General features: G+C 73.7%; 10 protein-coding genes and 1 pseudogene. 4 read left to right on the top strand and 7 right to left on the bottom strand.

Features of this window, described 5'->3' with window-relative positions; genetic code table 11:
• Window positions 1-105: 105 nt before the first annotated feature.
• Together STBA_RS11745 and STBA_RS11740 are read left to right on the top strand one after the other, a co-directional pair.
• Window positions 106-1203, top strand: coding sequence for a tartrate dehydrogenase (locus STBA_RS11745; protein ID WP_077059199.1), 1098 nt, complete (start codon window positions 106-108; stop codon window positions 1201-1203).
• 250 nt (window positions 1204-1453) lie between these two features.
• Window positions 1454-3028 carry a S8 family peptidase gene (locus STBA_RS11740; protein WP_077059198.1) on the top strand — a complete coding sequence of 525 codons (1575 nt, stop codon included), beginning with the start codon at window positions 1454-1456 and terminating at the stop codon, window positions 3026-3028.
• 61 nt (window positions 3029-3089) lie between these two features.
• Here STBA_RS11740 and STBA_RS11735 read toward each other — a convergent pair whose 3' ends face one another.
• Window positions 3090-4022 (bottom strand): cation diffusion facilitator family transporter, encoded by a 933-nt coding sequence (locus STBA_RS11735; RefSeq protein ID WP_077059197.1) that lies wholly within the window; start codon window positions 4020-4022, stop codon window positions 3090-3092.
• 101 nt (window positions 4023-4123) lie between these two features.
• On the bottom strand, window positions 4124-4630 hold the full coding sequence (locus STBA_RS11730; RefSeq protein ID WP_077059196.1) for a GNAT family N-acetyltransferase: 507 nt from the start codon (window positions 4628-4630) through the stop codon (window positions 4124-4126).
• 132 nt (window positions 4631-4762) lie between these two features.
• On the opposite strand from STBA_RS11730, the gene STBA_RS11725 reads away from it, so the two are divergent.
• Complete coding sequence (locus STBA_RS11725; protein WP_077059195.1) at window positions 4763-5515, top strand: GntR family transcriptional regulator; 753 nt, start codon at window positions 4763-4765, stop codon at window positions 5513-5515.
• 27 nt (window positions 5516-5542) lie between these two features.
• Window positions 5543-6023 (top strand): annotated as a pseudogene (locus STBA_RS37120) (ATP-binding cassette domain-containing protein); the annotation flags it as partial.
• Between the two features lie 10 nt (window positions 6024-6033).
• Here the strand turns inward: STBA_RS37120 and STBA_RS11715 are convergent.
• The 5 genes from STBA_RS11715 to STBA_RS11695 form a co-directional block, all read right to left on the bottom strand.
• A complete protein-coding gene (locus STBA_RS11715) occupies window positions 6034-8424 on the bottom strand; it encodes a SpoIIE family protein phosphatase (protein ID WP_253194662.1) in 2391 nt (796 codons plus the stop codon).
• A 163-nt stretch (window positions 8425-8587) separates the two neighbouring features.
• A complete protein-coding gene (locus tag STBA_RS11710) occupies window positions 8588-8791 on the bottom strand; it encodes an SPOR domain-containing protein (protein WP_077059193.1) in 204 nt (67 codons plus the stop codon).
• Between the two features lie 61 nt (window positions 8792-8852).
• Window positions 8853-10199, bottom strand: a complete 1347-nt coding sequence (locus STBA_RS11705) for a hypothetical protein (RefSeq protein ID WP_077059192.1) — start codon at window positions 10197-10199, stop codon at window positions 8853-8855.
• Window positions 10200-10306: 107 nt separating this feature from the next.
• A complete protein-coding gene (locus STBA_RS11700; RefSeq protein ID WP_077059191.1) occupies window positions 10307-11098 on the bottom strand; it encodes a succinate dehydrogenase/fumarate reductase iron-sulfur subunit in 792 nt (263 codons plus the stop codon).
• Window positions 11095-13080 (bottom strand): fumarate reductase/succinate dehydrogenase flavoprotein subunit, encoded by a 1986-nt coding sequence (locus tag STBA_RS11695; RefSeq protein ID WP_077059190.1) that lies wholly within the window; start codon window positions 13078-13080, stop codon window positions 11095-11097. The genes STBA_RS11700 and STBA_RS11695 overlap by 4 nt, the downstream gene beginning before the upstream one ends.
• Window positions 13081-13107: the final 27 nt, after the last annotated feature.

The following is a 13107-nucleotide window of genomic DNA, read 5'->3' as shown; positions in this document are numbered from 1 at the left end:
GCGCCCGGCGCGGCGGGCCGCCGGTGCCACTCATCGGCCACGCCTATGAGTGGCATCGGCAGCACGTGTTGGACGCCGCGCGCCGCGGCCGGTTGACTCGGCGGCATGACGACCAGGACCTTCCGCATCGCCGCCATACCCGCAGACGGAGTCGGCGAGGAGGTGGTCGCCGCGGGCCGTGCCGTGCTCGACGCCCTGGCCGAGGGCTCGGGCGGCGCGTTCGGCTTCGCCTGGGAGGAGTTCCCCTGGGGCGCGCGCCACTACGCGGAGACCGGCCGCATGATGGACGAGGACGGTCTCGAACGGCTGCGGCCGTTCGACGCGATCTACTTCGGCGCGGTCGGCTGGCCCACCGTGCCCGACCACGTCAGTCTCTGGGGGCTGCGCCTGGCCATCTGCCAGGGCTTCGACCAGTGGGCCAACATCCGCCCGGTGCACTTCCTGCCCGGCGTCCGCAGCCCGCTGCGCAGCGCGGACGACCATGAGCTGGACTGGGTGGTGGTGCGGGAGAACAGCGAGGGCGAGTACGCCGGTCTCGGCGGGCGCAATCTGGCGGCGCGCGGCCCGGGCGGCGAAGTCGCCGTGCAGTCCTCGCTGTTCACCGAGGTGGGCTGCGAACGCATCATCCGCTTCGCCTTCGAACTGGCCCGCACCCGCAGCCGCCGCAAGCTGTCGAGCGTGACCAAGAGCAACGCGCAGCAGTACGGCATGGTGCTGTGGGACGAGGTCTTCCGGCGCGTGGCGGCCGAGTACCCGGACGTGGAGACCGAGAGCGTGCTGGTGGACGCGATGTCCGCGAAGTTTGTGCTGCGCCCGGAGGACCTGTCGGTGGTGGTCGCCTCCAACCTGCACGCCGACATCCTCTCCGACCTCGGCAGCGCGCTGGCGGGCAGCCTCGGCCTGGCGGCGAGCGCCAACCTGAATCCGGAACGGCGCTTCCCCAGCATGTTCGAGCCCGTGCACGGCTCCGCGCCCGACATCGCGGGCCTGGGCCGCGCCAACCCGATCGGGGCGGTGGGCAGCGCGGCGCTGATGCTGGACCACCTCGGGCTGCCGGCGGAGGCCGCCCGCCTGCACCGCGCCATCGCGGCCACCACCGCGGCCGGGGTGCTGACGCGGGACGTGGGCGGCACGGCCGGCACCGACGAGGTGACCGACGCGCTCATCGGCGCCCTCGGCACCGTCGGCACCCTCGGCGGCTGAGGCGCCGCGGGGGTACCGGGGGGTGCCGGAGTTGCGGCCGTGTTGCCTCCCGTGGCGATTCCGGCCGCGGGAGGGGCGCGAAGCCGCCGGTCAGGCGCCCGGGGCGGGTGGGTGAGCCGCCGCCCCCGGGGAGGCGACCTTGTGGATTCCTGTGCGGCATCTGATTATTCACAAGGGAGCCATGTGCACATCGAATTGACATGCGCATGGCCTGACTCAGTGTGCTCGCCACCAATGAGGAGGAACCCGGATGGCAGCGATGCGATCCTCACGCCGCCTGCGGGCCGGCGCCACCGTGGCCACCGCCGCGGTGCTTGGCCTCGGGGCCGGCCTGACGTTGCCCGGCGCGGCAAGCGCCGACGACGCGCAGGGAGTCATCGCCAACGCGGGAGCCGAGGGCACCATCCCCGGCAGCTACATCGTCATTCTCGAAGAGGGCACCTTCTCCGCCACCTCCGCCTCGGCCCAGTCCCTCGCGGACCGCCACGACGCGGAGGTGACCAGTACCTTCCGGCACGCGCTCAACGGCTTCGCCGCCGAGCTGACCGAGGCGGACGCCCTGGACCTCGCCGCCGACCCGGCGGTCGCGGAGGTCGTGCAGAACCAGACCATCCGGCTGGACGCGACCCAGGACGACCCACCGTCCTGGGGGCAGGACCGGATCGACCAGGCCGACCTGCCGCTCGACGACAGCTACACCTACCCGGACACCGCGGGCGAGGGCGTCACCGCGTACATCGTCGACACCGGAGTGCGCTACACGCACGAGGACTTCGGCGACCGGGCCACCTTCGGCTTCGACGCCTTCGGCGGCGACGGCCAGGACGGCAACGGGCACGGCACCCACGTCGCGGGCACCGTCGCCGGCTCCTCCTACGGCGTGGCCAAGGCCGCCGACATCGTCGCCGTGCGCGTTCTCGACGACACCGGCAGCGGCACCGCGGAAACGGTCATCGGCGGCGTGGACTTCGTGACCGGCGACGCCTCGGGCCCCGCCGTCGCCAACCTGAGCCTGGGCGGCGGCGCGAACAGCGCGCTCGACCAGGCGGTGCGCAACGCCATCGACGCCGGCGTCACGTTCGCGGTCGCGGCCGGCAACGACTACGGGGCCGACGCCGGCGGCTACTCCCCGGCGCGCGTCGAAGAGGCGATCACCGTCGCGTCGAGCGCGCAGTCCGACGCGGTCTCCGAGTTCTCCAACCTCGGGTCGGTCGTCGACATCTTCGGCCCCGGCACCGCCATCACCTCCACCTGGAACACCGGCGACGACGCGGAGAACACGATCTCCGGTACGTCGATGGCGACGCCCCACGTGGCGGGCGTGGCGGCCCTGTACCTGGCCGGCAACCCGGCCGCGACCCCGGCGGAGGTGTCCGCGGAACTGGTGGACTCCGCGGTGTGGAACCGCCTGAGCGGCGTTCCGGCCGACACGCCCAACGCGCTGCTGCACACCGGCGGCCAGGGCGGGCAGCCCGAGCCGCCGGACGGTCCGCGCTTCGGCAACGAGACCGCGGCGGCGATCTCCGACCTGACCACCACGGAGTCGACGATCGACGTGACGGGCGCGGGCGTGCTGGACGGCGCCTACCAGGTCGAGGTCACCATCGAGCACACCTACATCGGCGACCTCACCGTCGACGTGGTCGCCCCCGACGGCACCGAACGGCGCCTGCACGACCGGTCGGGCGGCAGCACGAACGACCTGGACACGGTCTACACGCTCAACGGCTCAGGACTCGAAGCCGACGGCACCTGGACCCTGCGGGTGACCGACAACGCGCGGGCCGACGAGGGCACCCTCGTCGCCTGGTCGCTCCAGTTCTGACCGGCCGGCACTCCGACGTCGCGGTATCCCGGGTATCCCGGGTATCCCGGGTATCGCGGCGTCAGGAGCCGGCCTCCCGCCCGGCCGCCCGGTAGATGTCGGGCTCCAGGTAGATGACGCGGGCGATCGGCTCGGCTTCCCTGATGCGCGCCTCGGCCGCGTCGATGGCGGCCGCGACGGTCGCCGCGTCGTCGTCGTGGTCCACCGCGATCTTGGCGGCCACCAGCAGCTCGTCCGGGCCGAGATGCAGCGTCTTCATGTGGATGACGCGGGTGACGGTCTCGCCGTCCACGAGCGCGGCGCGAATCCTGGCCACCGAATCCTTGCTGCCCGACTCGCCCAGCAGCAGCGACTTCGTCTCCAGCGCGAGGACGACGGCGATGACCACGAGCAGCACGCCGATGCAGAGCGTCCCGATCCCGTCCCACACGCCGTCACCGGTGGCCAGCGCCAGGCCGACACCGCCGAGCGCGAGGACCAGGCCGACCAGCGCACCGAGGTCCTCCAGCAGCACCACGGGCAGTTCCGGCGCCTTGGCCGTGCGGACGAACTGCGTCCAGGACTGGGAGCCGCGCACCTCGTTCGACTCCTTGATGGCGGTGCGGAACGAGATGATCTCCGCGATGATCGCGAAGACCAGCACGCCCACCGGCCAGTACCAGTGGTCGATCTCGTGCGGATGCCTGATCTTCTCCACGCCCTCGTAGAGCGCGAACAGGCCGCCCACGGAGAACAGCACGATGGAGACGATGAACGCGTAGATGTAGCGTTCGCGTCCGTATCCGAAGGGATGCTCCTCGCTCGCGGCCCGTCTGGCCCGCTTCCCGCCGAGCAGCAGCAGGGCCTGGTTGCCGGCGTCGGCGACCGAGTGCACGCCCTCGGCCATCATGGAGGACGAGCCGCTGAACACGGCCGCGGTGAACTTGGCCACCGCGATGGCCGCGTTCGCGCACAGTGCGGCGACGATCGCCTTGGTTCCGCCTGAGGCGCTCATGGTTGCTGTCGTCCTTCCGTCAGCGAGGCCGCACGGGGCCCTGAGGCCGCACATTGTCTCAGGCAGTGGTCCCTGCTCTCAGGGGAACGGCGGGAGCCGGATCACAGCGCACGGCGCATGCACACCCGCGGCCAGCGGTCGAGGCCGTGCGCGGCCTCCCGGCGCCGGATCTCCCGCAGCCCGGGGGTGACGGCGTCCTCGGGCAGGACGGCGAAGCCGCAGCGCAGGTAGTAGGGCGCGTTCCACGGCACGTCCGCGAAGGTGGTCAGGGTCAGCGCCGGCAGCCCCGTCGTCACGGCGTGCCCGGCCGCGTGCTCGATCAGTGAACGGCCCAGGCCGCGACGGGCGTTCGCGGGGTGGACGGAGACCTGCTCGATGTGGAGGGCGCCGTCGACCCGTTCCGCGACGAGGTAGGCCACGGGGTGGTCGGCGCTGTCGGCCGCGACCCAGGAGAGGCCGGCCCGCAGGTGACGTTCGAGCTCGGCGACGGAAGGCGGCGGGTCGTCGGCGACATCGGCCATGCCGATGCCGCGGAACGGCTCCCCTGCGGCCCGTTCGATGTCCTGGAGCAACGGCAGGTCCGCGGCGCGGGTATCCCTCAGATGCATGAGGCCATTGTGGTCCCCGGGGCCCGTCCCGGAAGGGGTCATCACTTCGAGTGAAACTTTGGCCGTCTATTGCGGGCAGACACCCTCTGTTGTCAAGCTGTTGCCGATTGTCAGCAAAGGCAGGAGGGGCCTGTGCCGTTCGGTGAGCAGCCCGCGTATCTCCGCGTCGCAGAAGACCTTCGACAGCAAATCGCGGACGGCACCCTGCCGCCGCATACCCGGCTTCCCTCGCAGGCGAGCATCCGCGCCGCCTACGGGGTGTCCGACACCGTGGCGCTGGAGGCACGCAAAGTGCTGATGGCGGAGGGCCTCGTCGAGGGCAGGTCCGGCTCGGGGACGTACGTCCGCGAGCAGCCGCCGCGGCGCACCGTCTCGCGCAGCGGGTACCGGACGCTGGGCGAGTGTTCGACGTTCAGGCAGGAGCAGGCCGACGAGCGCGTGCGCGGCACGTGGGAGGGCAGCAGCGAGCGGGTGGCGGCGCCCGCGGGGATCGCGGAGCGGCTGCGGATCGAGCCGCAGGAGCCCGTGATGTGTACGAGCTACGTCTTCCGCATGGGCGGCGAGCCGGTCATGCTGTCGACCTCCTGGGAGCCGCTGTCTCTGACGGGGCGCACGCCGGTGATGCTGCCGGAGCAGGGGCCGCTGGCCGGGCGGGGGGTCGTGGAGCGGATGGCGGCCATCGACATCGTCGTGGACAACGTGGCGGAGGAGATCGGCGCGCGCCCCGCGCTGGCCTCGGAGGCGCGGGTGCTCGGCGGCCTCGCGGGGCACGCCGTGCTCGTCATCTCCCGCACCTACCGCGCCGGGAGCCTGCCGGTGGAGACGGCGGACGTGATCGTGCCCGCCGACCGGTACGCGGTCTCCTACCACCTGCCCGTGCGCTGACGGCACCCGCCGGGGCGCGGGCAGCCGCTGTCGCTGACGGCGGGCGGCTGCACGGCCGTGACGGGCCCCTCGGGCTGGGGCAAGAGCACCCTGCCGCGGTGCGCGGCCGGTCTTGGACGGCCGGACGGCGGCCTGGTCGTGGTGGACGCCGCCGCGCTGCACGCCCCGCGCCCCGCGCCCGGGGCCGGGGTCGACGAAGCCGCGGTGACGCGGTTCCGCAGGGGGCGGATCGGCTTCGTTTCCAGGAGGCCACGTTGCTGCCGCTGACGCTCGCCGCGCGCGCCGGGCACACCTGCCGGACCGCCTCTCCGGGGGGCAGCGGCGGCGGGTGGCGCGATCGTGCGGGCGCTGGTGACGGAGCCGAGCGTGATCCTCGCCGACGAGCCGACCGGGGCGCTCGACGCGCGGGGCGGCGCAGCCGCGCGCGCCGGTGGCCGCGTACGGCGGGACGGTGGTGATGGCCACCCACGACCCGGTGGTGTTCCTGGCCGACGGCCGGCTCGTGGGCTGCCGGGCAGTCAGCCCGGCAGGCCGGGCAAACTCAGTTCGAACCACACCGTCTTGCCGACCGGCTCGGTCCTGGTCCCCCAGCGCCGCGACTCCCGCGCGACCAGCGGCAGGCCGCGGCCCCCCTCGTCCTCAAGCCCCGGGGCGCGTTCCCGCGGCGGGTCGGGCACCGGGTCGGTGACCTCGATCAGCAGTGAGGTGCCGTGCACCATCCGCACCTCGACGGGGCCGTGCGCGTGCCGCACGGCATTGGTGACCAGCTCGCTGACCAGCAGTTCCGCCGCGTCCGACACGGCGGAAAGGCCCCAGGCGCGCAGGGTGTCGCGCACCGCGTGGCGGGCGCGCCGCACCACTTGGCGCTCGGCGGGGAAGCTGCGGCGCAGCACCCGGTCGCCCGGCAGGCGGGACAGCCGCGCGACGAGCAGCGCCAGGTCGTCGGACTCGCGTTCCGAAGCGTCCGGTCGCATGGCGCCGATGACGTCCTCGCAGATTCCGTCCAGCCGCGCGCCGCGCCCGGTGGCCGGGCCGAGCACCTCGACGAGCCGGTCGATCCCGGTGGACAGGTCCTCGTCGCGGGACTCCACGAGGCCGTCGGTGTAGAGGACGAGCAGCGAGCCGTCGGCGATGTCGAACCGCCGTTCCTCGAAGGGGACGCCGTCCACGCCGAGCGGCGCGCCCGAGGGCAGGTCGACCGGCCGGGCGGCCCAGGTGCCGACGGCGGGGTCCTCGCAGACCAGCACGGGCGGCAGGTGCCCCGCCTTGGCCAGGGTGCACACGCCGGTGGCCGGGTCGTAGACGGCGTAGACGCAGGTGGCCAGCACGGGTGAGCCGGGGCTCTGGGCGATGTCCCGGCCGAGGTCGTTGAGGTGGTGCAGCAGTTCGGAGGGGGTGAGGTCGAGCCAGGCGAGGGTGCGCACCGCGGTGCGCAACTGCCCCATGGTGGCCGCGGCGCGCAGGCCGTGCCCGGTGACGTCGCCGATGACGAACGCGATCCGGCCGCCGGCCAGTGGGATGACGTCGAACCAGTCGCCGCCGATCTCCGCCCCGCTGCGGCTGGGCACGTAGCGATGGCTGACGTCGATGCCGGGCAGCGTGGGCAGCGACTGGGGCAGCAGGCTGCGCTGGAGCATCAGGGCGCCCTCGCGCTCGCGCGCGTACAGGCGCGCGTTGTCCAGGGAGAACCCGGCGCGGGCGGCCAGCTCCATGGCCAGGGCCAGGTCCTCCTGGTCGAACGCCCGCCGGCCAGGACCCTGGCTGATGACCAGCACGCCGAGCACCCGGCCGCGGGCGCGCAGCGGCAGCGTCAGCATCGAGTGGATGTCGAGCGCGGCGGCGGTGCGCCACCTCGGGTCGTCCGGGTCGGTGTCGGCGAGCAGTTCCTCCCTGGTCCTGGCGAGGTGCGGGGCGCCCGAGGTGAGCACGGTGCCGAAGATCGTGCCGGCCTCGAAGCGGAAGTCCTCGTCGGGCGGCGGCAGGTTGCTCTCGCCCGGCGGCTGCCGCCCCACGGCCATGGTGACGGGGGTGAGGACCACGTCGGCCAGATCCTCCGCGCGCGGCGGCTCACCGCTGTGGGCGACCGAGGCGATCAGGGCGACGCCCGCGTAGTCGCCGAAGCGGGGCACCAGGGCGTCGACCAGCGCCTGGCAGATGCGGTGCACGTCCAGCAGGTCGCCGAGCGCCGTGCCCACGTCGTTGAGCAGCGCCAGCCGCTGCCGGGCGCGTTCGACCTTGGCGAGCGCTTCCCTGCGCTCGCTGATGTCCATGACGGTGCCGCTGACGCCGACGGTGTTTCCCGCGGCGTCGGTGAGGCGGCCGAAGGAGACCGAGACCGCGCCCGAGGCGTCGGGCGGCTGGGTGACGAGGTCGCGCACGGTGCGCCCGGAACGCAGTATCTCCTGCTGGAGCCGGTATACCTCCCGGGCCCGGGCACCCGGCAGCACGTCCAGCACGGTGCGGCCGATCAGGTCCTCGGCGGGGAGGTGGTGGAGGTGGGTCAGGGCCTCGTTCACGCGGACGTAGCGCAGCTCGGTGTCGAAGAGGGCGATGCCGAGCGGCGAGGCGGTGAGGAGTCCTTCGAGGGCGGCGAGATCCTGCTCGACCGCGCGCACGGGGCCTGACTCGGCGAGGGAGATCAGCAGGAACGGCGCGCCGTCGGTGCTGCGCAGCGGCGCGCCGCGCAGCTCGAAGCTCACCGGGTGGCCGTCCCGGTGGCGCAGGGAGACGGTGTCGCGCCAGTCGCGCGCGCCGGCGGGCACCGTGACGGGCCGCGGCCCGTCCGTGAAGTCGCCGACCGGCCGGCCCAGGGTCTCCGCCGCGGGCCGGCCGAGCAGCGTTTCGGCCATCGGGCTCCAGAAGACGATCCGGCCCGCGTCGTCCAGTACCAGCGTGGCGACGCGGATCACGTCGAGACGCGAAGGGCCGGCCGGCTGGCCGGCGGCGGGGTCCTGGGGCCCCTGCGCTTCTGGAGGATCTTTCCGCACGCTGTCCAAGCCCTCGTCGGGTGGCTTCACCGGGGAGAACCGGCGAAGTGGAGCAAATGCCCCATACACCCAATTGTGCCCGGGGTCAGCGGTGCGCGCCGCCTCCGGCCTCGACGCGCTCCACGAGATAGTTGGCCGCGCCGGCCGCAGAGCCGGGACCGCCGCCCAGGCGCAGGCGCTGGATGAGCCGCTGCGCCTCGGCGCGCGTCGCGCAGTGCCCTATGCGGTAGCGGCTGCCGTTCTCGTCCTCGCGGATGACTTGCCAGGGTTGCAGGGTGCTGCCGTTCATTCCTCACCCCCCATCTGCATATGCCAGACCATACGCCAGCGCCTCACCCACCGAACAGGTCTCAGGCCGCGGCCCCGGCATCACGCAGTGCCAGCACGTGCGCCTCCCTGGCCAGCGCGTCGGCGTGCCAGGCGAACGGGAGCGCCGCCGCGGCATCGTGCGGCGCCACCGACAGCGCACGCTCCAGCCGGTGCGCGGCCTCCGCGAGCCTCGTGCGCGCCGGGCTGCCGACCTCGGAACGGTGCGTCGTCACGTAGTCCCTGACCGCGCTCAGCTCGCTGCCCGCCGTCAGCAGCGCCTCGTCCAGCAGCGTCCTGGCCCGCCGGTTCCGGCTCTCGCGGTCCCGGCCCGACTCGAGCGCCTGCGCCAGCCGGGTGCCGCCGTCGGCCAGGCGGCGCAGCCCGGCGAACGGGTCCCGGCGCCCGGCGCCCGTGTCCAGGCGCGCGTCGGCCAGGGCCTGCACGGCGCGGGCCAGATCCTCGCGCAGCGCGGGCAGGTGCGGTGCCGCGGCGACGTCCCCCTCGGTGACCCGGATCGCCTCGGCGAGCGCGAGATCCGCCCGCTGAAGCGACCGCGCCCAGCGTTCCGCCCCGTCCGCCAGGATGGCGGCCTCGCCGAGCGCGGCCTCCGCGTCCAGCACCGCGTCCGCCGCCGCCGTCAGGTCGCCCGCGGCGAGGGCGCGTTCCGCCGCGTCCAGCCGGCCGCCGGCCGCGCGCCACCGCTCCCGCGCCACGGCCGGGTGGTCGCGCACCGGCGCAAGGGCCGGCTCCGCGTACGCCTCGGCCAGGCTCCGCAAGCGCTCCGCCACGCGGTCGAGCCGCGCCGGCAGCTCCGCCGCGCGGGCGCGGGCGGCGCGCAGCGCCTCCCCGGCGTCCGCGGGCAGCCCCCGCGCGGCGGCCAGCGAACCGGCCACGGACTCCAGCCGCCGCAGGGCCGCCGTGCAGCGGTCGATGATGTCGTTCAGCAGCCTGCGCCGCTCCGTCTCGTTGCGCCGCGCCGCCGGGTCGTCCAGCCGCAGGCGCAGCCGCAGCGCCTCCCCGGCCTCGGCCGCGGCGTCCGCGACGGCCGCGCGGTGCGGGCCGACCGCCTCCTCGCCGGACAGGGCGTCGGCGAAGTCCAGTTGCTCGCGCCGCCGGAAGACCGCGTCGTCCAGCCGGACCAGCAGGTCACGCGCGCGCGAGTCGAGCTCGTCCGCGGGCGGCCCCGCCGCCTGGGCCTGCGCCTCGGCGGGCGGGGCGGTGGGGCGGCCGTCCCAGCGGTCGGGCACCGTGCGGTACGACGGGTGCGCGCCGCGCCGCCTGAGGTACACCAGCACCAGCACGGCGGCCGCGATCAGCGCCAGTGGCAGCACCAGCACCACTGCGTCCGGGCTGTCCGCGGCCCGTGCGGCGACGCGTGCCGTGTCCATCAGCTCACCCTTCGCCGACGCCGGGGGAACGCCTCCGGATCGACGTTAGGCCGGTCGGGCCAGGACCGCGACCCGGGGAGCCGGGCCGCGGTGCCGTGCGAGCGCGGTCAGTCGTTCCTGCCGCGGCGCCTGATCTTGCTGCCGAGCCACACCAGCGGGTCGTAACGGCGGTCCGCGGCGCGTTCCTTCATGGGGATCAGCGCATTGTCGGTGATCCGGATGGACTCGGGGCACACCTCGGTGCAGCACTTGGTGATGTTGCAGAGGCCCAGGCCGTGTTCCTCCTGGACGGCCCGCCCGCGGTCGAGCCCCTGCCGGTCCGCCTCGTCCAGCGGGTGCATGTCCAGCTCGGCCATCCGCATCAGGAAGCGCGGCCCGGCGAACGCCTGCTTGTTCTCCTCGTGGTCGCGCACCACGTGGCACACGTCCTGGCACAGGAAGCACTCGATGCACTTGCGGAACTCCTGCGAGCGCTCGACGTCCTCCTGCCGCATCCGGTACTCGCCCGGCTCCACGCCCTCCGGCGGCACGAACGAGGGGATCTCGCGCGCCTTCGTGTAGTTGAACTCCACGTCGGTCACCAGGTCCCGCACCACGGGGAACGTGCGCAGCGGCGTGATCGTCAGGGTGTCCTCCGGCGCGAACACCGACATGCGGGTCATGCACAGCAGCCGCGGCCTGCCGTTGATCTCCGCGCTGCACGAACCGCACTTGCCCGCCTTGCAGTTCCAGCGGACGGCCAGGTCGGGGGCCTGCGTCGCCTGGAGCCTGTGGATGACGTCGAGAACGACCTCCCCCTCGTTGACCTCCACCGTGAAGTCCGTCAGGTCACCGGATTCGGCGTCGCCGCGCCACACCCTCAGGTGCGCGTCGTAGCCGGTGCTCGCCGTCTGGCTCACCGGTCCTTCACCTCCTCGTCCGTCAGGTACTTGGCCAGTTCTTCGTCGTCGAACAGCGCCAGCAGGTCGGCGCGGATCGCCGGCAGGGCGCGGCGCTCCAGACGCACCTGCCCCGCGTGCTCCGTCTGCTCCGCGTCCTCCGCGTCCTCGTCCGTGCCGGGCTCCCGCAGCCTGCACAGCAGGTTGACCCGCCGCCAGGTGCGGTCCATGCCCGGGTGGTCGTCCCTCGTGTGGCCGCCCCTGGACTCGGTCCGCTCCCTGGCGGCAAGTGCGACGCACTCGCTGACCAGCAGCATGTTCCGCAGGTCGAGGGCGAGGTGCCAGCCGGGGTTGTACTGCCTGTGTCCCTCGACGCCCGCGCGCGCCGCGCGGCGCCGCAGCTCGGCGAGGTGCGTCAGGGCCCGGGACATCTCCGGCTCGCGCCGGATGATGCCGACCAGGTCGTTCATCACCTGCTGGAGATCCTGGTGCACCGCGTACGGGTTCTCCGGCTTCTCCGGCTCCTCCGCGGCCTCGCCGCCGGCCTCCGTCCGGGGCGGCTGGAACGGGCGCACCGCCTCGTCCGCCGCCGTGTCGATCTGCGCGGGCCCGGCCGCCGGCCGGTCGGGGCCGGCCAGCGCCGCCGCGTACCGCGCGGCGTGCAGTCCGGCGCGGCGGCCGAACACCAGCAGGTCGGACAGGGAGTTGCCGCCGAGCCGGTTGGAGCCGTGCATGCCGCCCGCGACCTCGCCCGCCGCGAACAGGCCCGGCACGCCGGTGGCCGCCGCGGTGTCCGGGTCGACGTCGACGCCGCCCATCACGTAGTGGCAGGTGGGGCCGACCTCCATCGGCTCCGCGGTGATGTCCACGTCCGCGAGCTGCTTGAACTGGTGGTGCATGGACGGCAGCCGCCTGACGATCTCCGCGGCGGGCAGCCGCGAGGAGATGTCGAGGAACACCCCGCCGTGCGGGCTGCCGCGCCCCGCCTTCACCTCGGCGTTGATCGCCCGCGCTACCTCGTCGCGGGGCAGCAGCTCCGGGGGCCGCCGGTTGTTGTCCGGGTCGTCGTACCAGCCGTCGGCCTCGGCCTCGTCGCTCGCGTACTGGGCGCGGAAGACGTCGGGGATGTAGTCGAACATGAAGCGGCGGCCTTCGCTGTTGCGCAGCACGCCGCCGTCGCCGCGGACCGACTCGGTGACCAGGATGCCCTTCACGGAGGGCGGCCAGACCATGCCCGTCGGGTGGAACTGCACGAACTCCATGTTGACCAGCGGCGCCCCGGCCAGCAGCGCGAGCGCGTGCCCGTCGCCGGTGTACTCCCAGGAGTTGGACGTCACCTTGAACGATTTGCCGATGCCGCCGGTGGCCAGCACCACCGCGGGGGCGTCGATGACGAAGAACGTGCCGGACTCGCGCCGGTAGCAGAACACCCCGGCCACCGGATCGGCGGAGCCCGCGCCGTCCGCCTTCAGCACGCGGGTGACGGTGCACTCCTGGAAGACCTTCAGCCGGGACTCGTAGTCGCCCGTCTCCCGCTTGTCCTCCTGCTGGAGGGCCACGATGCGCTGCTGGAGGGTGCGGATCAGTTCGAGTCCGGTGCGGTCGCCGACGTGGGCGAGCCGCGGGTACTCGTGCCCGCCGAAGTTGCGCTGGGAGATCCTGCCGTCCGCGGTGCGGTCGAACAGCGCCCCCCACGTCTCCAGCTCCCACACCCGGTCCGGGGCCTCCTGCGCGTGCAGCTCGGCCATCCGCCAGTGGTTCAGGAACTTCCCGCCGCGCAGCGTGTCCCTGAAGTGCACCTGCCAGCCGTCCCCGGAGTTGACGTTGCCCATGGCGGCGGCGATGCCGCCCTCCGCCATCACCGTGTGGGCCTTGCCGAACAGGGACTTGCAGACGACGGCGGTGCGCAGACCCAGCTCCCTGGCCTCGATGGCCGCCCGCAGGCCGGCTCCGCCGGCCCCGACGATCACCACGTCCCACGACTGCCGTTCGACGGTGCTCACATTTCCTCCTCGCGTCCGGCGGCCCGC

Origin of the sequence: Streptomyces sp. MP131-18 (assembly GCF_001984575.1) — a bacterium.
Classification (GTDB): domain Bacteria; phylum Actinomycetota; class Actinomycetes; order Streptomycetales; family Streptomycetaceae; genus Streptomyces; species Streptomyces johnsoniae.
This window is presented reverse-complemented; position numbering and strand designations above follow the sequence as displayed.

Coding starts and splice junctions, on each gene's coding strand:
- STBA_RS11705 (WP_077059192.1), bottom strand. CDS start 10,199: ATGGACACGGCACGCGTCGCCGCACGGGCCGCGGACAGCCCGGACGCA.
- STBA_RS11730 (WP_077059196.1), bottom strand. CDS start 4,630: ATGCATCTGAGGGATACCCGCGCCGCGGACCTGCCGTTGCTCCAGGAC.
- STBA_RS11745 (WP_077059199.1), top strand. CDS start 106: ATGACGACCAGGACCTTCCGCATCGCCGCCATACCCGCAGACGGAGTC.
- STBA_RS11710 (WP_077059193.1), bottom strand. CDS start 8,791: ATGAACGGCAGCACCCTGCAACCCTGGCAAGTCATCCGCGAGGACGAG.
- STBA_RS11735 (WP_077059197.1), bottom strand. CDS start 4,022: ATGAGCGCCTCAGGCGGAACCAAGGCGATCGTCGCCGCACTGTGCGCG.
- STBA_RS11740 (WP_077059198.1), top strand. CDS start 1,454: ATGGCAGCGATGCGATCCTCACGCCGCCTGCGGGCCGGCGCCACCGTG.